Source organism: Solibacillus sp. FSL H8-0538, from assembly GCF_038003525.1.
In the GTDB taxonomy this organism is placed as follows: domain Bacteria; phylum Bacillota; class Bacilli; order Bacillales_A; family Planococcaceae; genus JBBOPI01.
Window position 1 is genome coordinate 289,551 of sequence record NZ_JBBOPI010000001.1, and the last position, 25,409, is coordinate 314,959.

General features: G+C 41.2%; 14 protein-coding genes, 14 tRNA genes, 3 rRNA genes, 3 pseudogenes and 1 riboswitch. Of the genes and pseudogenes, 27 read left to right on the forward strand and 7 right to left on the reverse strand.

From position 1 onward, the window contains the following. Nucleotides 1–117 precede the first annotated feature (117 nt). Nucleotides 118–1,044: pseudogene (locus tag MHH87_RS01325) on the forward strand (AEC family transporter). 59 nt (nt 1,045–1,103) lie between these two features. Next, nucleotides 1,104–1,218: riboswitch (TPP riboswitch) on the forward strand. A 151-nt stretch (nt 1,219–1,369) separates the two neighbouring features. Then, on the forward strand, nt 1,370–3,148 hold the full coding sequence (gene thiC / locus MHH87_RS01330) for a phosphomethylpyrimidine synthase ThiC (RefSeq protein ID WP_340747551.1): 1,779 nt from the start codon (nt 1,370–1,372) through the stop codon (nt 3,146–3,148). A 101-nt stretch (nt 3,149–3,249) separates the two neighbouring features. Here thiC and MHH87_RS01335 read toward each other — a convergent pair whose 3' ends face one another. Further along, the gene (locus MHH87_RS01335) at nt 3,250–3,492 is read right to left on the reverse strand and encodes a hypothetical protein (protein WP_340747552.1); all 243 of its coding nucleotides are present in this window, start codon (nt 3,490–3,492) and stop codon (nt 3,250–3,252) included. Between the two features lie 191 nt (nt 3,493–3,683). Further along, nucleotides 3,684–3,896, reverse strand: a pseudogene (locus MHH87_RS01340) (manganese catalase family protein); the annotation flags it as partial. A 447-nt stretch (nt 3,897–4,343) separates the two neighbouring features. Here MHH87_RS01340 and MHH87_RS01345 point away from each other — a divergent pair. The 4 genes from MHH87_RS01345 to MHH87_RS01360 all read left to right on the forward strand — a co-directional run bounded on the left by MHH87_RS01345 (nt 4,344) and on the right by MHH87_RS01360 (nt 8,690). Then, nucleotides 4,344–4,595, forward strand: a complete 252-nt coding sequence (locus MHH87_RS01345) for an acyl carrier protein (RefSeq protein WP_340747553.1) — start codon at nt 4,344–4,346, stop codon at nt 4,593–4,595. Then, nucleotides 4,588–5,982, forward strand: a complete 1,395-nt coding sequence (locus MHH87_RS01350) for an AMP-binding protein (RefSeq protein WP_340747554.1) — start codon at nt 4,588–4,590, stop codon at nt 5,980–5,982. Before MHH87_RS01345 ends, MHH87_RS01350 begins: the two co-directional genes overlap by 8 nt. Before the next feature lie 254 nt (nt 5,983–6,236). Beyond that, complete coding sequence (locus tag MHH87_RS01355; protein ID WP_340747555.1) at nt 6,237–7,688, forward strand: MBOAT family O-acyltransferase; 1,452 nt, start codon at nt 6,237–6,239, stop codon at nt 7,686–7,688. An 81-nt stretch (nt 7,689–7,769) separates the two neighbouring features. Next, nucleotides 7,770–8,690, forward strand: a complete 921-nt coding sequence (locus MHH87_RS01360) for a hypothetical protein (RefSeq protein ID WP_340747556.1) — start codon at nt 7,770–7,772, stop codon at nt 8,688–8,690. A 480-nt stretch (nt 8,691–9,170) separates the two neighbouring features. Here the strand turns inward: MHH87_RS01360 and MHH87_RS01365 are convergent. Both MHH87_RS01365 and MHH87_RS01370 read right to left on the reverse strand, forming a co-directional pair. Next, a pseudogene (locus MHH87_RS01365) lies at nt 9,171–10,004 on the reverse strand (IS3 family transposase); the annotation flags it as partial. Between the two features lie 14 nt (nt 10,005–10,018). Then, complete coding sequence (locus MHH87_RS01370; protein WP_340747557.1) at nt 10,019–10,333, reverse strand: hypothetical protein; 315 nt, start codon at nt 10,331–10,333, stop codon at nt 10,019–10,021. 331 nt (nt 10,334–10,664) lie between these two features. Between MHH87_RS01370 and nhaC the strand changes: the two genes are divergently transcribed. Further along, nucleotides 10,665–12,098, forward strand: coding sequence for a Na+/H+ antiporter NhaC (gene nhaC, locus MHH87_RS01375; RefSeq protein ID WP_340747558.1), 1,434 nt, complete (start codon nt 10,665–10,667; stop codon nt 12,096–12,098). Nucleotides 12,099–12,129: 31 nt separating this feature from the next. Here nhaC and MHH87_RS01380 read toward each other — a convergent pair whose 3' ends face one another. Further along, nucleotides 12,130–13,407, reverse strand: coding sequence for a hypothetical protein (locus MHH87_RS01380; RefSeq protein WP_340747559.1), 1,278 nt, complete (start codon nt 13,405–13,407; stop codon nt 12,130–12,132). A gap of 44 nt (nt 13,408–13,451) precedes the next feature. On the opposite strand from MHH87_RS01380, the gene MHH87_RS01385 reads away from it, so the two are divergent. Together MHH87_RS01385 and MHH87_RS01390 are read left to right on the forward strand one after the other, a co-directional pair. Next, nucleotides 13,452–14,561, forward strand: coding sequence for a mandelate racemase/muconate lactonizing enzyme family protein (locus MHH87_RS01385; RefSeq protein WP_340747560.1), 1,110 nt, complete (start codon nt 13,452–13,454; stop codon nt 14,559–14,561). Then, complete coding sequence (locus MHH87_RS01390; protein ID WP_340747561.1) at nt 14,562–15,242, forward strand: GNAT family N-acetyltransferase; 681 nt, start codon at nt 14,562–14,564, stop codon at nt 15,240–15,242. It abuts the gene before it with no gap. A 45-nt stretch (nt 15,243–15,287) separates the two neighbouring features. On the opposite strand, the gene MHH87_RS01395 is transcribed toward MHH87_RS01390, so the two are convergent. Together MHH87_RS01395 and MHH87_RS01400 are read right to left on the reverse strand one after the other, a co-directional pair. Beyond that, the gene (locus tag MHH87_RS01395) at nt 15,288–16,193 is read right to left on the reverse strand and encodes a transporter substrate-binding domain-containing protein (protein WP_340747562.1); all 906 of its coding nucleotides are present in this window, start codon (nt 16,191–16,193) and stop codon (nt 15,288–15,290) included. A 177-nt stretch (nt 16,194–16,370) separates the two neighbouring features. Continuing rightward, nucleotides 16,371–17,033, reverse strand: coding sequence for a MerR family transcriptional regulator (locus MHH87_RS01400; RefSeq protein ID WP_340747563.1), 663 nt, complete (start codon nt 17,031–17,033; stop codon nt 16,371–16,373). A gap of 140 nt (nt 17,034–17,173) precedes the next feature. Between MHH87_RS01400 and MHH87_RS01405 the strand changes: the two genes are divergently transcribed. The 18 genes from MHH87_RS01405 to MHH87_RS01490 all read left to right on the forward strand — a co-directional run bounded on the left by MHH87_RS01405 (nt 17,174) and on the right by MHH87_RS01490 (nt 25,409). After that, nucleotides 17,174–18,076: an ADP-ribosylglycohydrolase family protein gene (locus MHH87_RS01405; protein ID WP_340747564.1), complete on the forward strand. Its 903-nt coding sequence runs from the start codon at nt 17,174–17,176 to the stop codon at nt 18,074–18,076. Between the two features lie 1,128 nt (nt 18,077–19,204). Next, nucleotides 19,205–20,757: ribosomal RNA gene (locus MHH87_RS01410) — 16S ribosomal RNA — on the forward strand. Nucleotides 20,758–20,969: 212 nt separating this feature from the next. Then, a 23S ribosomal RNA gene (locus tag MHH87_RS01415) occupies nt 20,970–23,899 on the forward strand. A gap of 73 nt (nt 23,900–23,972) precedes the next feature. Then, a 5S ribosomal RNA gene (rrf, locus tag MHH87_RS01420) occupies nt 23,973–24,088 on the forward strand. Together the 16S, 23S and 5S rRNA genes with 14 tRNA genes alongside form the textbook arrangement of a ribosomal RNA operon. A gap of 13 nt (nt 24,089–24,101) precedes the next feature. After that, nucleotides 24,102–24,177, forward strand: a tRNA-Val gene (locus tag MHH87_RS01425). A 7-nt stretch (nt 24,178–24,184) separates the two neighbouring features. Continuing rightward, nucleotides 24,185–24,260, forward strand: a tRNA-Thr gene (locus MHH87_RS01430). Between the two features lie 6 nt (nt 24,261–24,266). Next, nucleotides 24,267–24,342 (forward strand) — tRNA-Lys (locus tag MHH87_RS01435). A gap of 18 nt (nt 24,343–24,360) precedes the next feature. Continuing rightward, nucleotides 24,361–24,445: transfer RNA gene (locus MHH87_RS01440), tRNA-Leu, on the forward strand. A gap of 43 nt (nt 24,446–24,488) precedes the next feature. Further along, nucleotides 24,489–24,563: transfer RNA gene (locus MHH87_RS01445), tRNA-Gly, on the forward strand. Between the two features lie 6 nt (nt 24,564–24,569). Further along, nucleotides 24,570–24,658, forward strand: a tRNA-Leu gene (locus MHH87_RS01450). A 25-nt stretch (nt 24,659–24,683) separates the two neighbouring features. Continuing rightward, nucleotides 24,684–24,760 (forward strand) — tRNA-Arg (locus tag MHH87_RS01455). A 6-nt stretch (nt 24,761–24,766) separates the two neighbouring features. Further along, nucleotides 24,767–24,843 (forward strand) — tRNA-Pro (locus MHH87_RS01460). A 10-nt stretch (nt 24,844–24,853) separates the two neighbouring features. After that, a tRNA-Ala gene (locus MHH87_RS01465) sits at nt 24,854–24,929 on the forward strand. A 15-nt stretch (nt 24,930–24,944) separates the two neighbouring features. Next, nucleotides 24,945–25,037, forward strand: a tRNA-Ser gene (locus tag MHH87_RS01470). Between the two features lie 52 nt (nt 25,038–25,089). Beyond that, nucleotides 25,090–25,164, forward strand: a tRNA-Met gene (locus tag MHH87_RS01475). Between the two features lie 3 nt (nt 25,165–25,167). Then, nucleotides 25,168–25,243, forward strand: a tRNA-Asp gene (locus tag MHH87_RS01480). A gap of 11 nt (nt 25,244–25,254) precedes the next feature. Continuing rightward, nucleotides 25,255–25,330, forward strand: a tRNA-Phe gene (locus MHH87_RS01485). Nucleotides 25,331–25,335: 5 nt separating this feature from the next. After that, nucleotides 25,336–25,409, forward strand: a tRNA-Gly gene (locus MHH87_RS01490).

Below are 25,409 nucleotides of genomic sequence, written 5' to 3' on the forward strand. Positions count from 1 at the left end.
GCCGCAGCGCTCCGGTAGTACATCACTATGCTCTGCCGAACCCTCCCACATTCATTAGGATTGACCAACCCACTGGACAGTTCTACTATAAAAGCAGAACGAAAGGGGGACAACCACATGATGTATCTCGGCATGATTTTCTTTCAAATTGTTGCCCCGATTTTAGTGTTGCTGCTGGGCGCTGTTTTGCAGAAGAAGTTTCGCTTTAATTTGAAGGCCTTGTCGTAGCTGATTACGTATTGCTTTATGCCAGCTGCTGTTTTTGTGAATTTATATGAAACGAGTGTGGAGCTGTCGGTGCTTGGGCAGGTGTCGGTGTTTATCACATTATTTATCGGCAGTCAGATGGTGCTTAGTCACTTTTTAGCAAAGGGGCTCGGTCTTGCCAAAACGGAATCGGCGGTGTTTAAAAATAGTGTAGTGCTCATTAACTCGGGCAACTACGGTATTCCGGTGGCGCAAATGATTTTCGTGACGCAGCCGATAGGGGTAGCAATTCAGTTGATCCTTGTGATTTTTCAAAATATGACGACGTATACATATGGGCTATATAATTTGATTTCCTCGACGAAATCAGGGCTTGCCATTGTGAAGGATTTCTTAAAAATGCCGATTATTCATGCACTAATTATTGGTGTCGGCATGAAATTCTTAGATATTGGCATTCCGCAGTTTATTCGTATTCCGATTGATCATGTGGCAGATGGCTTCATCGCTGTGGCACTGATTACACTTGGGGCACAGCTTTCTCAGCTAGAAATCAAGTCGATGTTCAATAAGACAGTCTTTGTGAGTTGCTTTACGCAACTCATTATTGGGCCAACTGTGGCGTTACTCATTATTTTCGTACTTGGCTTAGATGGTGTGGTGGCGCAATCGCTCTTTATCGCCAGTGCTTTTCCAACCATACTCAATAGCTCGAGTCTTGCGTTAGAATATGACGTGGAATCAGCAACCGCTGCGCAAACGGTGTTACTCTCAACTATTGTTAGCTGTATAACAGTGACGGTTGTCATTTATATAGCAGAAATACTTTTTGCGTAAAAATGAAAATGAATCTTCCATCTATTAGTAATATCTGCTAAACTAACATCAAACTAAATAGCCTTAACTAGGGGAGTCTGATGAGTCAGGCTGAGAGAGAAACGCATAGAGGTTTCTTGACCCTTTGGACCTGATCTGGCTCATACCAGCGTGGGAAAGTTAACGATTATCGCCATACGTGAAATGTGCGATAAATGAAACCCTTACAACACAGCCGGATCCAATATTTCTTGGATTCGGCTTTTCTTATTTAGCAATAGTATCTGTTGGGGTGAGCTGGATTCGGTCCTATTTCAAAAATCTTTTACTAGGGGAGAATTCGTTTATGACAACAGTTAGCGAAAAAAACATTTCCATCATGTCCAACTTTGAGGGAAGTAAAAAAGTGTACTTGGAAGGATCACGACCAGATATTTTAGTGCCGATGCGTGAAATTACACTCAGTCCAACAACAGGTAGCTTTGGTGAAGAGGACAATGCACCAGTGCGTGTTTATGATACGAGTGGTCCGTATACAGATCCTACCTATAATATTGACATTACAAAGGGTTTGCCTGCTTTACGCAGTGCGTGGATAATAGAACGTGGCGATGTCGAGGAATACGAGGGTCGTACGATTAAGCCAGAGGATAATGGCTACCGCAATGCTGATGATCCACGTATGAAAGAAAATGTTTTTCCTGAACTTTCCCGAAAGCCTCTACGTGCAAAAAAGGGCCGTAATGTGACACAGCTACACTACGCAAGAAAGGGCATTATTACACCCGAAATGGAGTTTGTAGCAATTCGTGAAAATATGGACCCTGAATTTGTCCGTGCTGAAATTGCCGCAGGTCGTGCGATTATGCCGTCGAATATTAACCATCCAGAGGCAGAACCAATGATTATTGGGCGTAACTTCCACGTGAAAATCAACGCGAATATTGGTAATTCAGCCGTATCCTCTTCCATTGCAGAGGAAGTGGAAAAAATGACATGGGCAACGCGCTGGGGTGCGGACAATATTATGGATTTATCTACGGGTAAGCATATTCATACAACGCGAGAATGGATCATTCGCAATGCGGCTGTGCCAGTAGGAACGGTACCAATTTATCAAGCGCTTGAAAAAGTGAATGGCATCGCGGAGGATTTAACGTGGGAGGTCTATCGTGATACGTTAATCGAGCAAGCAGAGCAAGGGGTCGATTACTTTACGATTCATGCAGGCGTATTGCTGCGTTATGTGCCACTGACAGCCAATCGTGTGACGGGCATCGTGTCTCGTGGCGGTTCTATACTGGCGCAGTGGTGCTTATATCATCATGAGGAAAACTTCCTATACACGCATTTTGAAGAAATCTGTGAAATTATGAAAACGTATGATGTGGCCTTTTCATTAGGGGATGGCTTACGTCCTGGCTCAATTGCAGATGCCAATGACGAGGCACAGTTTGCAGAGCTTGAAACACTGGGAGAGCTAACGCAAATTGCATGGCAGCATGATGTACAGGTTATGGTGGAAGGGCCAGGTCACGTGCCGATGCATCTTATTAAGGAAAATATGGACAAGCAATTGGAAGTATGTAAGGAAGCTCCGTTTTATACATTGGGGCCATTAACAACAGATATTGCGCCAGGTTATGACCATATTACATCAGCTATTGGTGCAGCCATGATTGGTTGGTTCGGTACGGCCATGCTGTGCTATGTAACACCGAAAGAACATCTAGGTTTACCAAATCGTGAAGATGTGCGTGTTGGGGTGATTACGTATAAAATTGCAGCACATGCGGCAGATTTGGCAAAAGGTCATCCAGGAGCCCAAGTGCGTGATGATGCATTATCAAAGGCACGCTTTGAATTCCGTTGGCGCGATCAATTCAACTTATCGCTAGACCCAGAGCGAGCAGTGGAATATCACGATGAAACATTGCCTGCAGAGGGTGCAAAAACAGCACATTTCTGTTCAATGTGTGGGCCAAAGTTTTGCAGTATGAAAATTTCGCAGGATATTCGTAATTTTGCAAAGGACAAGGATTTAAATACGACAGAGGCTATTCATCAAGGGATGCAGGAAAAAGCAGCGGAATTTAAAAAAGCAGGTAGTCAACTGTATCAGTAAGAGAGAATTGTTCAATTCGTCAATAGTTTTCTGCAGTACCCTATAATGTGAAAAGCAGTCCTCTGTAAACGTCTAGTTACAGGGAACTGCTTTCTTTGTTATTAAACTTTAAATTTATTAATTTCCTGTTGGACATGTACGGCGCCTTCACTTAATGATTTCGCAACGGCACTAATTTCATGGATTGTGGCTGTTTGTTCTTCAACAGCAGCTGCAATCATTTCAGATTGTTCGGCCGCATTACTTGCCACAGAGGACATTTCATTGACGGATGCAGCAACCTCTTCAGTACTCGCAGAAACTTGTTGTGTAGAAGCCGAAACATCTTCGATTTGAGACGTCATGTCTTCAATTGCACCCTGTTTGAGAAAATCTTTAACGATATTAATCAAGATAAAATCTAATTAATTTTCTTATGTAACTAAAGCATGCTTTAGTTTTATAGTGTTATTTTACTAAATCTATAATTTGATCTCTAATCTTTTCCCAAATACCCATTTGTATTGATACGTCTTTAATCTGTTTGACTATCATTGGCAATCATCTCATGGTGAGAAAATTCTGCAGTTGCGATGTCTGTTAGGAGTCCGACAACTTTGTCAGGAATGGAGTAGCGCTGGTTTATATATCGGAGAGTTTCGGCGATTTCGCCGTCAGTACCGTATTGTCGACTAGGAATTTAGCTAGTTTGAGGTTACAGGTGCTTACTTTTACGGGGTATTGTAGCTTTTTTTTCGTATATCCACATTTAAAAGAACTCCTTTTCCAAAACTGTGAATCAGGCAAAAAGCCCTTATTTTAGTTATTGACCTTCTGAAAAGCGTTATGCTAGAATCATATCTGCAAATGATTCTCGTTATCAAGAAAAGATAATGAAAATGTGCTAATAAGTGCTGTCTCGATGAAAAATAACAGAATTATTGAATTGAGTAATCCATAATGGTTGCGCATTTTGTCCATTATTTCTTCCAACGATATTCTAAATATTTTTCTTCGAGCTAGAGTGTGCATTATCCATGACAAAAAAGTATAACTTCAGACAGATCTAATATGGATTAGGTTACCGTAGATTTCAGGTGCATCATCTTCAAGATGGGGTTGCTGAACCCTAGAAGATTTGTCAGATATAAAAACTGTTTGAGCTAACAAGATCTTCACACAGATGCAGGAGAAAGTAATTATTGAAAGGGTGTAAATGATGAGAAATATCGAAAAATATAGAAATACATTTATCAATGTGCTGGACTTAGAGGAAGATGATGTATGTGAAAATTTAGCACTTGGAGTAACAAGAGAATGGGATTCAATTGGACATATGACACTCATTTCTGAGATTGAGGATGTTTTTGATGTCTCATTAGATTCTGAATGGATTACAGAGTTCGATTCTTACCTATCAGGAATGGAGCTATTGAAACGGTTGGGAGTAGACTTTATTAATGAATAGTTTCAAAAAATTTGAGGAGTTTTGGAACCGCACTGCTGTATATGCTGAACGAGAATATTCTTACTCTGAAATGATAGAAATTGCTGACGCTATCTGTGGTAAAGTAGGTGAAAGAACGCTCGTTTTTTGTTTATGTTCAAATAATAAAGAGTCTTTATTTGGCTACGTAGGTTTTATTAGAGGTGGTGTTGTACCTGTACTTTTGGATGCATCCATCCATATTGATCGGTTGCGCAGACTCATTAACCTTTATAAGCCTACATACATTTGGGCGAGTAGTGAAAATCAAGACCTATTAAAAGTAATGGATAGTTCATTTGCGTTTGGAGATTACACATTATATAAGTGTCCGACATTTTTCCAACATGATCTTGATGAACATCTTGCGCTTCTTTTAACAACCTCGGGAAGTACTGGGAGCCCAAAATTTGTTCGCTTAAGTTATGAAAATATTTTCAAAAATGCTGAATCCATAGCGAAGTACCTAGACATCAATGCAGACGATAAACCTATAACAACACTTCCAATGAACTACTCCTATGGTCTTTCTATCATCAATAGTCATTTCATATGCGGGGCGACGATAATTGTAACGGATGCATCTATCATGAAAAAAGAGTTTTGGGACTTATGTAGAGAGCAACGGGTAACAACTTTTGGAGGAGTTCCTTTCATATATGAGATGCTTAATAGGCTGAAGTTTGAAGAGTTTAATCTTCCAAGTTTAAAAAAACTAACTCAAGCAGGTGGGAAATTAAGCTCAATGTTATCGTACAAATTTGCTAAAGTATGTAATCAGAAAGGAATTCATTTTTTTAGCATGTACGGTCAAACTGAAGCAACAGCGCGGATGACCTATTTACCATGTGAAAAAAATCTTGATAAAGTCGGAAGTATTGGTATCGCCATTCCAGATGGAGAACTGATTCTGCAAGATGATAATGGCAACAAAATTACAGCGCCTAATATTATCGGCGAATTGATATACAAAGGAGCAAATGTTTCTTTGGGGTATGCTGAGTCGTTATTCGATCTTTCGAAAAAAGATGAGAACAACGGTATTTTGCGCACAGGTGATTTGGCTTACTTTGATCAGGATGGGTATTATTTTATATCTGGCCGAATCAAAAGAATGATTAAAGTCTATGGAAACCGTATCAGCCTAGATGAAGTTGAAGGACTTTTAAATGAGCATGGTCATGATTGTATCTGCGCTGGGACGGATGATCAAATGTATATTTACACGTTAAAAGAAGATCGTGTTCAAATTAAAAAAATAATTAAGGAAAAATTAAACTTAAAGGGCTTTGAAATTATAAGAATTGAGGAAATCCCACGTAATCATTTTGGAAAAATCCTCTATTCTGAGTTACCTAAATATGGATAATTTATAATCACCTGAACCCGTAACAGGAAATGTGATACACGTGACAAAACCTTAAATACTGAGATCTGAAACTGAGTGTGCACCTTCTAGGTGAAACATTGAAATAACGTGAAACCTACATTAGTACATGGTTTATTAGTTCTTAAGCGTTTCGTCGACACATTTCAGGGTTTCATGCAACTTGGACAACTTTAGGGGTATTTTTTGCCTCGTTTTATGAAAAATCTTAAGTTTATTTTTTATCAGGTGATTGGATGAGTTTTATATCAATTGAGTTTCTTCTATTTCTCGCAATAATCGTTTTTACGTATTATTTAATCCCACATCGATTGAGATGGATTCTTTTATTAGTAGCAAGTTACGTTTTTTACGCTATCTTGAGTATCCAATTTATACCGTTACTACTTGCAAGCACAGCTTTTACTTATTTTACTGGAATTATAATTGAAAAACAGGAGACAAGAAAACAGAAGAAAAAAGTCATGCTAGTTGGTATTTCCGTATTATTATTTTTTCTCGGTTGGTTTAAATATTTTAATTTTGTAAATGACTCACTTCGAGCGATTGCAAAATACATGAATTGGAATTTTACCGTACCATACCAAGAAATTGTCCTGCCATTAGCCATTTCTTTTTATACATTTCAGGCAGTAAGTTATCTTGTGGATATCTACTATGGAAAGCAAAAGGCAGAAAGACATTACGGTTATTTTTCGATATTTTTTGCATTTTTTCCACAGTTGGTTGCTGGGCCGATTGAACGTGCTAAGAAATTACTTCCGCAATTTAAAGTTGAACAGAATTTTAATTATGAAAATTTAACCTATGGGATGAAGCGAATCGCATGGGGTTTTTTTAAGAAGACATTAATTGCAGATCGACTAGCTCCAATTGTATCAAGTGTTTTCGATAGTCCTAACCCGACTGGTTCACAAATCGTACTAGCTACTATTCTATTCTCGATACAATTGTTCGCTGATTTTTCAGCATGCAGTGACATTGCCATCGGTTGTGCAAGAATGCTGGGGATAAATTTGACAGAAAACTTTAAGCAACCGCACTTTGCTGTTTCGATATCGGATTTTTGGAGTAGATGGCATATAACGCTCTCTACATGGCTCAGGGACTATATCTTTGTCCCGTTATGTAAGGGGAAAAAGAAGAGAAGTGAAATTTATTTAGCAATTGTGATTACTTTTTTAGTAAGCGGCATTTGGCACGGAGCCGCTTGGACTTTTGTTTTATGGGGTCTAATTCATGGGTTTTATCGCGTGTTTGGAGATTATACAAAACATTTTCGTGAAAAAATGGCTTCATTTATTCAATTGGATAGAAGTCCAGTGCTGCATAAATGGATGAAAATTTCTATAACTTTCCTGCTAGTTTGCTTTTCTAGAGTTTTTTTTCGATCGGATTCCGTTACACATGCATTTGAAAATGCACAGCTTTTCTTAACAATTAACTCCTGGAGACCATCGGGAATTATTAAAGCATTTGAAATATTTTCGCTACTAGATTTAGTGATTTTCATTTTTTTCTTTATTATTGTACAAATATTTCAGTATATCGAAAGAAAAAATGTTTCAACATGGGAATGGCTTTCGCAGCGCTCGATATTCGCTAGATTTGCATTTTATATTTTTATCATTGTTTCAGTCCTTATATTCGGTGTTTCGGGTGAGGGGTTTGTTTATGGTGGATTTTAATCTAAATACAAAGTATATGGGGAATTTTGGTTACGTTTTATTCGTGAGCCATTCAGTAATTTTAGTAAAAGAAGCACTGTATTGAAAGGATTTGCTATGGGACGTTTATTCATTAAGTTAACAATTATCATTACTGTTGTTTTACTACTGTTTATGCCAGTAAATAACTTTGTAAAGCATTCTCATGATTACAACATAAACCATGCAATACTGGCGTTTAAGAAACATCCATATCCAGTTGATATCATCAATCTAGGTGCATCTCATTCAATGTATGGTTATTATTTTAAGCCTACTGGTTTGTCCCATCTGGACTTAGCACTTCCTGCTCAGACGATTCAGTACGACTTTAAATTGTTGAGAGAGTATGGCAAGTATCTTAAACCTGATGGTGTAGTCATCGTTTCCATCTCTCAAATTACTTTCGCAAATTCTGAGGCCAAGCACGTAGGAAATTATTATGAAGTTTTGGATCGTACCGAAATTGAACCATTTAATTTAATTGATTATTTCAGTTACTTGTACCTACCTGGGTCAAATAGTGGGAGTTTTAATTCTGCGCTCTCAGGTAAATTGAAAAACTTTAAATGGAATTCTCATCAACCTTGGGCAAATAACGGTAAAAACTATTCGGGAAGAAAGTATGCGAAAGTAGAAGCAGAATATAGAGAAGCGGTTGAAAACGATAACATTGAACGAAATGTGAAGCAGTTAAGAGAGATGGTAGACTATTGTAGCGAGAAAGGCTACCGAGTAATATTAACCATGGAGCCAGTACATCAGTCTTATCAAGAATATTTCAATGAAGAAGTAATGAATAGACTTGTTTTTCAGTACTTAAAAGCTCTTGAATTAGATGTCCCTTTTTTAAATTATATGAGTGATCAAAGATTCGTAGACAACAGAGATTATTTTATCGATCCAGATCATTTAAACAGAGAGGGAAGAAAAATGTTTTCTTGGATAGTTTACACGGACCTCAAGAAATTGGGCTATTTATGAGCGATTTATATTACTATTATTGATATTAACTTATTTAAACGTGGAAGATTTATTTTCTATTGATGCCCAGTTAAACAGGGTGTAACAAAGTTTGTGCTATCATCTCCTGGAAGACAAGAATTGAAATACAATTCTTGTCTTCCAGGAGATTTTTTTATGTCTACAACGACAAAAGATGTGAATAAAATTAGGTTAGATTCAACATTTTTTGTGAATTATTTCAAAAAATAATACTTTGAATATTTTTCGATTTATTTAGGGAATGCTCGAAATCTGGTAATCCCAATAGTTTTTTGAATTTCGAGCATTCCCTAAACAACTGAAGTTTTTGTAGTTGCAAAATAGAATTTGTTTGTTTATAAATAGATTCTGAAATTTTAAGTAGTAGCAATACTAACTGGGCTAATGAAGCGTTCGTAAATTAGAAATCCTCATCAGTGAACTGACATAACGATTTGAGACACACATAAAACACCTATTTTAGGCTGCTTGATGACCAAATTCTTTTGGCGTCAGGTAGTCTAATTTTTCTTGAATTCGTTCCTCATTGTAATACAAAATATATTCTTCTACACGTTTTCCTACTTCTTCCAGTGGTAACGAATTAAATTTCACATATTGAAATGCCTCTGTTTTCAAAATCGCATGAAACGATTCAATTACCGCATTATCGCAACAGTTCCCACGATGAGACATGCTCCCAATCAAGTTCATTTTCTTCACATAATTTTGATACGCATACGATGTGTACACACTTCCTTGATCCGAATGCACAATTACACCTTCTGGATAGTTTCTTGATATTAAGGCCGTCTTTAATACGTCCATCACTAACGGTGTTTGTTGGTGGTCGTATAGCTTATATGCCACGACTTCATTGTTAAAAAGATCTAAAATCGTCGCTAAGTAGAGGGTACGATTCCCGTACTGGATGTACGTAATATCCGTGACCCATTTCTCGTTCGGATTCGCTGCGAAGAAATCACGTGCTAAGATATTTGGCACAACAATTTGTTGTCCACCTTGTGATTTCCATTTGCGTTTTGGTTTAATTCGACATTGTAGATTATGCTTTTGCATCAAGCTTTGTACGGTATTTCGATGTAAGATAATTTGGTACATATTTTTTAAAAGTCGCCTAATTTTCCGATGCCCATTTCGATATTTTGTTCGCTTACACAACTCAATAATTTTTTGCTCCACATCCGTTAATTCTTCTTTCACGCCTTCCTTCAACCAACGATAATACGTCGCTCTAGGAATGCCTAAAACCTTTAAAATCATTGTCACTGTATATTTTTTACGTAGTTTCTCGACAGTTGGTAGTGCTACTTTCCGTTCAACTCCTTTTCGATCGCCATGAACTTTTTTAAGATTTCATTTTCCATTTCTAAATGCGCCATTTTTCGGTTCATTTTATCTGTTTCTGATAGACCCTCAGGACCATGACCATAGGAATATTGCTTGCCAATCGGTTGGTCAAATCGATAGAGTTCATTGTTTCTATACCTTTTCATCCATGTTTTAATTTGTGATCTATTTTTAATACCATATTTCATTATGTAACGAACGCGCGATAGTTCAACAATGAACAAGCTTAATATAGCCGTATTTAAGTTGAAATAAGGTTTTCTAATGCACAAAGTTGGGCTCTTCAAGTGATATGAATTGAAAAGGAATGCAATTTTTTGTCCATATTTTGTAGCAAACATAACAAAATAAAGCCACCAAAATTGTAAGCTTTAAGGCTAGAAAATAACTTAAAATAAACGCCCTCACGTAATTTGTGAGGGTTTTGTTTTATCTGAATTTCTATGTTGGAACAGTGAATTATAACATCAACTAGTTAATAACGACATATTTTAATATTTAAAAAATTAAAATAAAAACATTTACTAAATTATAAATGGAGTGTTAATATCTATTTAGCGACTATTTAGCGACTTATAAACGACGACTCAAGGGGGATGTTATATGAACAAAGAGATGAGCTTTAGATGGGCGATTTTACCATTAGTTAGTATGATTGCCGTCATGTTTTTTGCAATTATCAAATTAGAGCAGGGACCGCATATGCCATTAATTGTTGGTACGAGTGTTGCGGCATTTGTTGCGTGGAAGCACGGGTTTAAGTGGAATGAAATTGAAGAAATGATGTATAGAGGCATTCGTTTAGCATTGCCGGCTGTTATTATCATCATGCTTGTGGGATTAGTAATTGGTTCATGGATGGGTGGCGGTATTGTTGCCACGATGATTTATTACGGTTTGCAAATTATTTCACCGGCTTGGTTTTTAGTAACAATTCTACTTATATGTTCGATTGTTTCACTTGCAATTGGTAGCTCTTGGTCAACGATGGCAACGATTGGTGTAGCTGGGATGGGAATTGGTCTTAGCATGGGTATTCCTGCACCGATGATTGCGGGTGCCGTTATTTCGGGCGCATACTTTGGTGATAAAATGTCACCATTATCTGATACAACAAACTTAGCAGCAGGCTTAACTGGTACAAACTTATTTGATCATATTAAGCACATGATTTATACGACGGTGCCTGCTTATTTAATTTCAATTATTGGCTTTTGGATTATGGGTCGAAAATTTGCTGGGACAGATATGAATACTTCAGAAATTCAAATGATGTTAGGGACGATTGGCGATGAATTTGTGATTTCGCCGTGGTTATTAGTTGTACCGCTATTAATCATTGTCATGGTAGCGATGAAAGTACCGGCTATTCCGGCCCTTTTATTAGGTGTAGTACTTGGCTTCCTTTCACATATCGTTATTCAAGGAGGGGAAATGGCGGATGCAGTAGGAGCTCTGCAAAGTGGCTACTCAATCGTTTCTGGTAATGAAATGGTTGATGCATTATTTAATAACGGTGGAATCGACAATATGATGTACACCGTATCAATGACGATTATTGCGATGACGTTCGGTGGGATTTTAGAGTATTCAGGCATGCTGAACTCAATAATTCAACAGATTTTACGTTTTGCAAAATCAACAGGTAGCATAATTGCGGCAACAATTGCATCTTGTTTTGCAACAAATGCGAGCTGTTCGGAACAATATATTTCAATAGTCGTTCCAGCACGTATGTTTGCAACCGCTTACAAGGAACGCGGCTTACATTCGAAAAATTTATCACGCTGCTTAGAAGACGGTGGAACATTAACATCTGTATTTATTCCGTGGAATACATGCGGTGTGTTTATTGCTTCAACACTTGGCGTGACGGCGTATGAATATGCACCGTATGCGTTATTAAACTTCATTGTACCGATTATTTCTATTATTTACGGGTACATCGGCTTCACGATTGTTAAACTGACGGATAAAGAAATTGAAGAAGCCAAGCAATCAGATCTTCGTTTAGAACAAGAAGCAGCAATGCAATAAAAAAGAACGAGCTATGTGCTCGTTCTTTCTTCTATATATAAGTTGAAAAATTAAGTGTATAAAGAGCACGTGGACGTCCCTGCTGATACGTCATCTCCTCACCAACAATGGTCACATAAGAGTACTCTACTAATTTTTTTAATATGCGTTCGGTTGTACGGCGTGTAACTTGTAAATAATCTGCTAAATCCTGTGTCGTAAAGCTAGGGGAAGGGTGCGCCTTACTAAATTCAATAAGGCGGGAAATATTTTTCGGACTTAAATGCGTGTCACGCGTTATTTTTAATATGAGCGGATCAGTTACCTGTAACGCTATGGACTGCTGCTGTTTCCCAATCGGCCCGTGCAATTGTTTAAGGTCATCGAGTAGATACATTGTATTCGTCTCGGCAAAGGTTAGTGCTTGTTTTGCATGCTCGCGCGCTTGTAATATGGATACCCCATAACCAAAGCCAAAACGGAATTCAATTGGAGAGGCACTTAAATACTGCTGCAACTTTGCGAGCCCTTGATGTAAATTACCATTCGTCGTATAAAACTCGAAATGATGCAGATCAATTTGGCGATAAAAGGCGGAGAGACTGGATGTTATATTCTCCAACAATGAATCAGCAGGAATTTCCTTCACCAATAAATGTCCGACAGCTACTTTTGCTAAATCACTTTTTGAGCGCTCTGAAATTGCCTTTGCTTCATATAAATAACGTAAAATAGAACTTTTCGGATCCATCATGCGCATCACAGGAATATTTAACTCTATCAATTTGCTGTATACTGCGTGTATACTGGTAATGATAAAATCCACTTGACCAGAATTCCACAACTCTTGATGACGATTAATATACGTGTCATACGGGGTATGGAGTGTAATCGTTTGAATATGCGGGCGCTGCGTCGTATTTAAATCGCCCAACACGCTGTCGATGAAATTTAAATTCATTACATCAATAGATAAACGGTCTAGTGCGATTGGCTTTTCAACAAGTAATGCCAGTAAAGTGGTGGAAATTGACGTCTCGTCCTGCTTTAAGTAAGTCCATGGTGTTGGCCACTCGTCAAGTACCGGTTTTGCGTAAAGATACGGTAAGGTCCCAGAAAGTAGCAGCACATCGCAAGGTTTGACCTGCTTTAATAATGCAGGTGTCTCTTCCGGCACATGATAGGTATAAAAGTCAAGTTGGAATTGAGGATTGTCCGCGAGTATTTCTTGCAAAACTTTTTGAAATTGTTCAGAACAAAGAACAGCAATTTTTGTTGAAATTAGAAACACCTCTTTTTTTTTATTTATATAACGACTATTTAACGACAACTATAACAAAACTTACATTATATGTAAAGTATAAGGGGATTATTATGAAAATCAAATCAATCGAAATAAATTGCATTGAATTACCTTTAATTGAACCATTTATCGTCAGCTACGCAACATACCCAAATATGCCTTCGATCATCGTGAAAATGACGACTGAGTGTGGATTAGTAGGATGGGGAGAAGCGGTGCCAGATGAGCATGTGACAGGGGAAACGTTAGAAGGCACATACGCAGTACTGCAGCATACATTAGCTCCAGCGTTAATCGGAGAAAACCCGATGAATTTTGAACAACTACATCAAATGATGGATAACTTAATTTACAGTGCACCAGCAGCAAAGGCAGCGATTGATATTGCCTGCTTCGATGTTACGGGGAAAAAGCTACAAGTACCAGCGTACCAACTAACAGGCGGCCGTTACCACAAAAAGTTTCCGATTACGCATGTCCTAAGTATTGCCGAGCCGCAAGCGATGGCCGATGAAGCAGCAAGACGTGTAGAAATGGGTTATCGTTCATTTAAAATGAAAGTAGGTCGTGATGTCGCGAGTGATGTTGCACGCATTAAAGCAGTACGAGAGCGTGTCGGTGATGAAATCGCAATTCGCGTAGACGTCAACCAAGGCTGGGTAAACAGTTCTACAACAATGCAAGCCTTACGTGAGCTTGAAAAAATAGGATTAGACTGGTTAGAGCAGCCGGTTCGTGCAGATGATATTGACGGCATGGTCGAAATTAAAGAGAAAACAACGATTCCGATGATGATTGATGAAGGTGTGCGTGGCGTTTGCGAAATGCGTGAAATCATCGCCAAACGCGCAGCAGATAAAGTAAATATTAAGCTTATGAAAAGCGGTGGAATTTATCCTGCAATGAAGCTTGCACATATGGCAGAAATGGCCGGCATTGAATGCCAAATCGGCTCAATGGTTGAATCTTCAGTTGGTTCAGCGGCAGGCTTCCACGTTGCTTTTTCGAAAAAAGTATTTACTAGTGTCGAGTTAACAGGCCCGCTAAAGTTTTCAAAAGATATCGGCAATCTACACTATGACGTGCCGTTTATCGAATTAACTGAAAAACCAGGCTTGGGCGTCGATGTAGACGAAGTTGTTTTAGCAGAATTAACAACAATTAAGTGTGTGGTGAACTAAATGATTGCAACAGGATCTTTAGGTGAGCAGCAGTATGAAGTATATGTACTGGATACAAGCCATGTGCCGGAATTAATGACCTTACAGCAGGAAGTAGTAGAGGCGTTACCGGATAAAGCTATTCTCCAGCCTTTAGACGAAGAGGAGCTATTATTTATTTTACAAGGCAACGGACTAATGATAGGGATCTTTGTGGGGGACAAATTAATTGCCTTCCGCGCACTGTTAGAACCGGAGCTTGATGCAGAACACCTTGGTTATGATATCGGGTTAACGACAGAAGCGGATTTACGCCAAGTTTTATACCAGGAAATCTCAAATGTACATCCAGATTTCCGTGGTTACGGTCTGCAGCGCTTAATGGCAGAAATCGTGATGGCGCAAGTAGATTCGTCTAAACACCCGATTATATGCGCGACGGTGATGCCGTATAATATCGCAAGCTTAAAAGATAAATTTTTACAAGGCATGCATGTTGCCGCGCTTAAATACAAATACGGTGGGAAATTACGCTACGTCTTTGTGAAATATTTAAATGAAGCAGTTGTGTGCGGCGAAGAGACTGTGGACATTTCGATGGGTGATACAGAAGGGCAACAGCAATTATTAAAAGCAGGCTTTGTGGGCATAGAAATGAAGTCAGCTGGTGATGACTTCATTGTGACGTATCGCAAGAAATAAAAATAAGCCTCAAGTTGTTTTCGTAACAGCTTGGGGCCTTATTATTTAACGATTTGCTTGGTCTAGCAATTGGAATAAATCTTTTCCGTAAAACTCTTCGGCTAATTTTCTTAGTGCATCTGTTTCCTTTAACTCTGCGATAGCTTCGTCATAGGCAGCAGCAAATTCTTTTTGTTGTTTATTAAATAGCGGCCATGTTTTAATCACGGCGAATTCTTTATATACTACGTCATTAATTAAACTATGATAAGGACCATCTTCGTCTGTTACTTGAGATGAAAAGATCGCTTCAATTGTAATTCCACCATCTACACGTCCCTCGTTTACCCATTGGACGATATCCACGTTAAACTCATCACCTGCAACTAAATTTACTTGGTTGTTAGGATTCGCTGTATTATATTCTTCGATGATTGTATATTGTGCACTGCTTGCTGCAATTGGTGCTAGAGAAAGCTTTTTAGAAGCAAAATCACTTAAATTATTGATATCTGTTTTGTCGGATTTTAATAAAAGACCCGCGCTACTTAAACCGATAAATTCTTCAGGGAATAAAAATTTTTTTGTGCGTTCTTCTGTGAAGAAGGCGTTTTTAACTCCAACATCATACTTTCCTTGCTCTACGCCAATAAATAAATCATCGTCTGTTGTTGGGATATATTCAAATTCATAGTCCTCTAATTTTTCATCGACTAATTTCATCACTTCCACGTCATAGCCTGTTGCATTGCCGTTTTCATCTACATACGTTATTGGTTTTGCTGCTTGAGCAAATGCTACTTTTACTGATGCCACTTCTGTTGATTCGGCGTTAGCTGTCTCATTCTCATTTGCCGCAACATCTTTACTGCTGCTAGTTGTGTCGATATCTTCTGTGTTGCCACATGCTGCTAAAATAGTAACGGATGCAAAACCTACTGCTAAAAATTTACCTAACTGTTTAAAATTCAAGTTGTTCATTCCTTCCAAATATTTACTAGTCTAAATATAAGCAAAATTTATAGGGATTGTAAATATTAACTTTTCAATTTATTTAGAAAGTAAAAGGGTTTACAAGAAGGAACGCAATTATTGCAGTAGAATTTAATGGAAAAAAGATTACCCTAAGTTATTTAGGGTAATCTTTTTTTATTTCTTCAACAATTTTGCAAATAAACCTGTTTGTTTTTCTTTCTTTTGTGCTTCGTAGTCGTTCAGTTGTTGTTCATGCTGTTGCGTATTTATGCGATTTAGTGCATTCATGATGGCACTATTTTGTTGCTCCACACGGTCAAGCTGGCGTGTTGGAAGCGCAGCCGGTTCATTTGCTTTTTGGAGCAAATGATTCATCATTGAACCAAGCTCTTGTTTTAACGTATTGTTTTGATCCATTAGTAAATCATTTTGCGTACGCTGTGCTTGGATAAGTTCAATTAATTGGGCGTTTTGCTGTTCAATCCCATACACATGCGTTGCGAGTAATTCCATGGAACGGGCTAAATCATCGTATTTCGTTGGGTCAATGATCTGTGGCGTTAATGGATCAAATTGATTCGCCACAGTGTCCACTTCAAAGCCGGGTGCCATGACAAGCTGCGCCGCTTCTTTTAGTTTTATGCCACGCTTTTTATTTAAGGTAATTAATGCCTTTACAATTTCGATATCTTTGTCTGTAAACTCGCGGTGCTGACGGGCATTACGTGAAACTTTATACCCTTGCTCCTCTAAGATCGATACATAATGATTTACAGATGTCTTACTAACCCCGATGTGCTCGGCAAATGCTGTTGCTGCATATGTACTACTAGTCACTTTTTACTTCTCCTTTATTGCCTATGTATGATATTTGTGACAAGTATATCATTTATAAGTGCAAGTTGGGGGCTTCATAGAAATGTCTCAAATCTAAAATATATTTGTTGTACAATAAAAGGAAAAGGTGGTTTATTTAGGTGGATCAATTACGAGCAGCAATTTTTGGGTTTTGTGTAGGGGATGCACTAGGTGTGCCAGTGGAATTTGAGGAGCGGGATACATTTCAAATTACAGAAATGGTCGGCTACAGGAGCTGGAATGTGCCTGCGGGGAGCTGGTCGGATGATTCAGCGATGATGTTTTGTACGATGGAGCATTTTGTGGAGCAGTCGGATTTGGACGCTTTAAAGGAAAAGTTTTGCGACTGGAGATACCGTGGTTACTGGACCCATGATAATGAGCCAACCTTTGATATTGGAATCACCATTTCTGAAGTCATTCAGCGCTGGGAATTTTACGGCTATTTAGAAAAAGCATGTGACATTGAACAAAGCAATGGCAACGGGGCACTTATGCGTATTTTACCACTTGCTTTTGAAGTGAAAAAACGAGGTCTAGTAGGGGATGATTTATTTGATTTTGTGAAGTCGTATGCCACTCTTACACATGGCCATATTCGTTCAACACTAGCCTGTGCACATTATATCTATGTTGCACGCGGGCTACTGGAAGGTGATGGTTTTATCGTAGCGTTTAATCGGGCAAACGCCATGCTTCAACAGAAATTACTGGCTTATCCGAAAGAGGGAAAACATTTTTTTCGCTTTGCAAACTTACAGAATACTTCCCGTGAAAGTATTCATAGTTCTGGTTATGTAATTGATACAATTGAAGCGGTTTATTGGAGCTTACTTCATACAAAGTCTTACGAGGAAGCCGTATTGAAGGGGATTCATCTAGGTAATGACACTGATACGATTGGCGCACTGATTGGTGGACTTGCGGGCATCATGTACGGGTACAATAGCATCCCTGAACGTTGGCTAAATGAGCTCGCGAAGGGTGAGGGAATTGAGGATCTGATTAGGCGTTTTGAGTGAAAAGTGGGTTTGAAGTATCCAAGCTCAAACAATTGCTTCATTTAATACACAAAATTTAAGGCTCAATTGGGAAAGTCAATTTAACCTCAACCATGGAGCATTTTATAGTAGGAGCTGTTTGTTGCTAGCAAATTAGGAAGTACTAATATTTATCTTCATTTATTATAAAAAACGTAATTATAAGTCAGCGAATAGGCTAGATAAAATTAGGTTTGTGAATACTTATAGTTGATGTTCATTGAATTCCGCAGTTGAAAAAGCTTAAAAGTGCTACGGTTAAACCTTTGAATTACTTTCTGTTCTCTTTCCCAATGACAAATTCCTTAACACGTATAGCCCGATGATGAATTACTTATTCGTGTGTAAAGCGTCCTAAATCAATTACTATTCTAATAGAAGAAGTAGAACCCATATAGCTCGAGTACAGATATTTTCGGATATATAATTTATGATTCGGTCCGGTGTTTCGTTTTTCGTATATAGTATTAGTGAGTTGTTAAACGATATTAAAATAGTAATATTGTTTAATAGCTCGATCTTATGCCTCGTAGAGAATAGTAATTTTATTATTCTCTACTTATTTATTGGTGAAAGAATCATGCATATTAGCATTTTCTAATTCGATTAAAATGCAGAGTATGAAGTAAGGAGGATACATTCCTTCATCTAATAAGTGAGAAAGAAGGGGGGACGGAATGTTCTTTTTTTATCCGATAACGACTTGAACTACTGCTAAAAGAAGCACCTAGACCGTTACTTGGAAGATTGGCTGGGAACGTAACTTTAGTTAAGGGTAAAAAAGTTTAGAAAAAGTGTTGACTTTATATTTAAAGATAAGGTATTATATTAAATGTCGCTAAGATGTGACGAACTAAGAAATGCATAATGATTTCGAAAGTCATGAAAAACTTTTTCAAAAAAGTTGTTGACGAACGAAAGAGGAAATGTTATATTAGTAAAGTCGTTAAAACGGCAACGAAATAATGAACCTTGAAAACTGAACAAGCAAAACGTTAATTAAAACAACGTTTCAACGCACTGACTTCTGTCAGTGGAGATTGAAACAAAAACATAGATATCAACTTTTAGTTGATACGCTAGCAAAGCAAATGAGCTTTCAAACTAACTTTTATGGAGAGTTTGATCCTGGCTCAGGACGAACGCTGGCGGCATGCCTAATACATGCAAGTCGAGCGAATGATGAAGAAGCTTGCTTCTTCTGATTTAGCGGCGGACGGGTGAGTAACACGTGGGTAACCTACCCTATAGATTGGGATAACTCAGGGAAACCTGGGCTAATACCGAATAATACATTTCCTTTCATGAGGAGATGTTAAAAGATGGTTTCGGCTATCACTATAGGATGGGCCCGCGGCGCATTAGCTAGTTGGTGAGGTAACGGCTCACCAAGGCAACGATGCGTAGCCGACCTGAGAGGGTGATCGGCCACACTGGGACTGAGACACGGCCCAGACTCCTACGGGAGGCAGCAGTAGGGAATCTTCCACAATGGGCGAAAGCCTGATGGAGCAATGCCGCGTGAGTGAAGAAGGATTTCGGTTCGTAAAACTCTGTTGTAAGGGAAGAACAAGTAGCGTAGTAACTGGCGTTACCTTGACGGTACCTTATTAGAAAGCCACGGCTAACTACGTGCCAGCAGCCGCGGTAATACGTAGGTGGCAAGCGTTGTCCGGAATTATTGGGCGTAAAGCGCGCGCAGGTGGTTCCTTAAGTCTGATGTGAAAGCCCACGGCTCAACCGTGGAGGGTCATTGGAAACTGGGGAACTTGAGTGCAGAAGAGGATAGTGGAATTCCAAGTGTAGCGGTGAAATGCGTAGAGATTTGGAGGAACACCAGTGGCGAAGGCGACTATCTGGTCTGTAACTGACACTGAGGCGCGAAAGCGTGGGGAGCAAACAGGATTAGATACCCTGGTAGTCCACGCCGTAAACGATGAGTGCTAAGTGTTGGGGGGTTTCCGCCCCTCAGTGCTGCAGCTAACGCATTAAGCACTCCGCCTGGGGAGTACGGTCGCAAGACTGAAACTCAAAGGAATTGACGGGGGCCCGCACAAGCGGTGGAGCATGTGGTTTAATTCGAAGCAACGCGAAGAACCTTACCAGGTCTTGACATCCCATTGACCATTATGGAGACATAGTTTTCCCTTCGGGGACAATGGTGACAGGTGGTGCATGGTTGTCGTCAGCTCGTGTCGTGAGATGTTGGGTTAAGTCCCGCAACGAGCGCAACCCTTATTCTTAGTTGCCATCATTTAGTTGGGCACTCTAAGGAGACTGCCGGTGACAAACCGGAGGAAGGTGGGGATGACGTCAAATCATCATGCCCCTTATGACCTGGGCTACACACGTGCTACAATGGACGGTACAAACGGTTGCCAACCCGCGAGGGGGAGCTAATCCGATAAAACCGTTCTCAGTTCGGATTGTAGGCTGCAACTCGCCTACATGAAGCCGGAATCGCTAGTAATCGCGGATCAGCATGCCGCGGTGAATACGTTCCCGGGCCTTGTACACACCGCCCGTCACACCACGAGAGTTTGTAACACCCGAAGTCGGTGAGGTAACCTTTATGGAGCCAGCCGCCGAAGGTGGGATAGATGATTGGGGTGAAGTCGTAACAAGGTAGCCGTATCGGAAGGTGCGGCTGGATCACCTCCTTTCTAAGGATAATTACGGAAGATTTCATCTTGGATGAAATCACAATTAACGTTTTGCTGTTCAGTTTTGAAGGTTCATTCTTAAATGAATGATATACTTCAAAACTTGTTCTTTGAAAACTGGATAAAACGACATTGAAAGCAATGAAATAAATCAAGTAATAAACTGTAAGTTCTTAAGTCTTACCTTCGGGTAAGCAGTAACTAATCTTTATGGTTAAGTTATTAAGGGCGCACGGTGGATGCCTTGGCACTAGGAGTCGATGAAGGACGGCACTAACACCGATATGCCTCGGGGAGCTGTAAGTGAGCTTTGATCCGGGGATTTCCGAATGGGGGAACCCACTATGTTTAATAGCATAGTATCTACGCGTGAATACATAGCGCGATGAGGACAGACGCAGGGAACTGAAACATCTAAGTACCTGCAGGAAGAGAAAGAAAATTCGATTCCCTGAGTAGCGGCGAGCGAAACGGGAATAGCCCAAACCAAAGAGCTTGCTCTTTGGGGTTGTAGGACATTCTATACGGAGTTACAAAAGAATGAGCTAGACGAAGCGACTTGGAAAGGTCTGCCATAGCAGGTAATAGCCCTGTAGTCAAAAGTTCATTCCCTCTTGAATGTATCCTGAGTACGGCGGAACACGTGAAATTCCGTCGGAATCCGGGAGGACCATCTCCCAAGGCTAAATACTACCTAGTGACCGATAGTGAACCAGTACCGTGAGGGAAAGGTGAAAAGCACCCCGGAAGGGGAGTGAAATAGATCCTGAAACCGTGTGCCTACAAGTAGTTAGAGCCCGTTAATGGGTGATAGCGTGCCTTTTGTAGAATGAACCGGCGAGTTACGATTACGTGCGAGGTTAAGTTGATAAGACGGAGCCGCAGCGAAAGCGAGTCTGAATAGGGCGAATTAGTACGTGGTCGTAGACCCGAAACCAGGTGATCTACCCATGTCCAGGGTGAAGGTGAGGTAACACTTACTGGAGGCCCGAACCCACGCACGTTGAAAAGTGCGGGGATGAGGTGTGGGTAGCGGAGAAATTCCAATCGAACCTGGAGATAGCTGGTTCTCTCCGAAATAGCTTTAGGGCTAGCCTCGTGATTGAGAATACTGGAGGTAGAGCACTGTTTGGACTAGGGGGGCATCTCGCTTTACCGAATTCAGACAAACTCCGAATGCCAGATATTTATACACGGGAGTCAGACTGCGAGTGATAAGATCCGTAGTCAAAAGGGAAACAGCCCAGACCACCAGCTAAGGTCCCAAAGTAATCGTTAAGTGGAAAAGGATGTGGCGTTGCTTAGACAACCAGGATGTTGGCTTAGAAGCAGCCATCATTTAAAGAGTGCGTAATAGCTCACTGGTCGAGTGACGCTGCGCCGAAAATGTATCGGGGCTAAACGATTCACCGAAGCTGTGGATGCATACTTTGAGTATGCGTGGTAGGAGAGCGTTCTAAGTGCGCTGAAGTCAGACCGGAAGGACTGGTGGAGCGCTTAGAAGTGAGAATGCCGGTATGAGTAGCGAAAGACGGGTGAGAATCCCGTCCACCGTATGACTAAGGTTTCCTGAGGAAGGCTCGTCCGCTCAGGGTTAGTCGGGACCTAAGCCGAGGCCGATAGGCGTAGGCGATGGACAACAGGTTGATATTCCTGTACCACCTCCTCACCGTTTGAGAAATGGGGGGACGCAGTAGGATAGGGTAAGCGCGCCGTTGGTTGTGCGCGTCCAAGCAGTAAGGTGTGTATGTAGGCAAATCCGCATACTTTAACATTGAGCTGTGATGGCGAGTCCGTATGGACGAAGTTCCTGATTTCACACTGCCAAGAAAAGCCTCTATCGAGGTGAGAGGTGCCCGTACCGCAAACCGACACAGGTAGTCGAGGAGAGAATCCTAAGGTGTGCGAGAGAACTCTCGTTAAGGAACTCGGCAAAATGACCCCGTAACTTCGGGAGAAGGGGTGCTCTTGAGCGTGTTAAAGCGCATGAGAGCCGCAGTGAATAGGCCCAGGCGACTGTTTAGCAAAAACACAGGTCTCTGCAAAACCGTAAGGTGACGTATAGGGGCTGACGCCTGCCCGGTGCTGGAAGGTTAAGAGGAGTGGTTAGCGCAAGCGAAGCTGCGAATTGAAGCCCCAGTAAACGGCGGCCGTAACTATAACGGTCCTAAGGTAGCGAAATTCCTTGTCGGGTAAGTTCCGACCCGCACGAAAGGCGTAACGATCTGGGCACTGTCTCAACGAGAGACTCGGTGAAATTATAGTACCTGTGAAGATGCAGGTTACCCGCGACAGGACGGAAAGACCCCGTGGAGCTTTACTGTAGCCTGATATTGAATTTTGGTACAACTTGTACAGGATAGGTAGGAGCCAGAGATCCCGGAGCGCCAGCTTCGGAGGAGGCGTCGGTGGGATACTACCCTGGTTGTATTGAACTTCTAACCCATGCCCCTTAGCGGGGTAGGAGACAGTGTCAGGCGGACAGTTTGACTGGGGCGGTCGCCTCCTAAAGAGTAACGGAGGCGCCCAAAGGTTCCCTCAGAATGGTTGGAAATCATTCGTAGAGTGTAAAGGCATAAGGGAGCTTGACTGCGAGACCTACAAGTCGAGCAGGGTCGAAAGACGGGCTTAGTGATCCGGTGGTTCCGCATGGAAGGGCCATCGCTCAACGGATAAAAGCTACCCCGGGGATAACAGGCTTATCTCCCCCAAGAGTCCACATCGACGGGGAGGTTTGGCACCTCGATGTCGGCTCATCGCATCCTGGGGCTGTAGTCGGTCCCAAGGGTTGGGCTGTTCGCCCATTAAAGCGGTACGCGAGCTGGGTTCAGAACGTCGTGAGACAGTTCGGTCCCTATCCGTCGTGGGCGTAGGAAATTTGAGAGGAGCTGTCCTTAGTACGAGAGGACCGGGATGGACATACCGCTGGTGTACCAGTTGTCTTGCCAAAGGCATCGCTGGGTAGCTATGTATGGACGGGATAAGTGCTGAAAGCATCTAAGCATGAAGCCCCCCTCAAGATGAGATTTCCCATTACGCAAGTAAGTAAGATCCCTCAAAGACGATGAGGTAGATAGGTTCGAGGTGGAAGTGTGGCGACACATGGAGCTGACGAATACTAATCGATCGAGGACTTAACCACATTATTACATTATGAATTGCATTCAATGAACCGTTTATCCAGTTTTGAAAGAATAAGCTTTCAACTAAATAAGTGAAGTGATGATGGCAAAGAGGTCACACCCGTTCCCATACCGAACACGGAAGTTAAGCTCTTTAGCGCCGATGGTAGTTGGGGGCTTCCCCCTGTGAGAGTAGGACATCGCTTCGCTTATTTTTTATGTGGAGGATTAGCTCAGCTGGGAGAGCACCTGCCTTACAAGCAGGGGGTCGGCGGTTCGAGCCCGTCATCCTCCACCATCTAAATGCCGGTGTAGCTCAGTTGGTAGAGCAACTGACTTGTAATCAGTAGGTCGAGGGTTCGACTCCTTTCGCCGGCACCATTTAGAGAGCCATTAGCTCAGTTGGTAGAGCATCTGACTTTTAATCAGAGGGTCGAAGGTTCGAGTCCTTCATGGCTCACCATTTTCATATTTGTCTGCTGCGGGTGTGGCGGAACTGGCAGACGCACTAGACTTAGGATCTAGCGCCGCAAGGCGTGGGGGTTCGACTCCCTTCACCCGCACCATTTAATTTCATATATTGTCAGAATAAAAATTTCTTAAGCACATGCGGAAGTAGTTCAGTGGTAGAACACCACCTTGCCAAGGTGGGGGTCGCGAGTTCGAACCTCGTCTTCCGCTCCAACATGTGCCGGGGTGGCGGAACTGGCAGACGCACAGGACTTAAAATCCTGCGGTGAGTGATCACCGTGCCGGTTCGATTCCGGCCCTCGGCACCATTTTACTTTTCAACATTAAATTATAGCGCCCGTAGCTCAATTGGATAGAGCGTCTGACTACGGATCAGAAGGTTGTGGGTTCGACTCCTGCCGGGCGCGCCATATAGACGGAATGTAGCTCAGCTTGGTAGAGCACTTGGTTTGGGACCAAGGGGTCGTAGGTTCGAATCCTGTCATTCCGACCACTACATTATTGGGGCCTTAGCTCAGCTGGGAGAGCGCCTGCCTTGCACGCAGGAGGTCAGCGGTTCGATCCCGCTAGGCTCCACCATTTAAATATTGTCTCGGAGGTATACCCAAGTCCGGCTGAAGGGATTAGTCTTGAAAACTAACAGGCGGGTTAAACCGCGCGGGGGTTCGAATCCCTCTACCTCCTCCATTTTTTAATCAAGTTAAATGGTATATTTAAAACTTAAATTACATATTATTTTCGCGGGGTGGAGCAGTGGTAGCTCGTCGGGCTCATAACCCGAAGGTCGTCGGTTCAAATCCGGCCCCCGCAACCAAATGGTCCCGTGGTGTAGCGGTTAACATGCCTGCCTGTCACGCAGGAGATCGCCGGTTCGATCCCGGTCGGGACCGCCATTTTTAATTGTGGGTCAGTAGCTCAGTTGGTAGAGCATTAGATTGAAGCTCTAAGTGTCGGCGGTTCGATTCCGTCCTGACCCACCATATTTGCGGGTGTAGTTTAGTGGTAAAACCTCAGCCTTCCAAGCTGATGATGAGAGTTCGATTCTCTTCACCCGCTCCA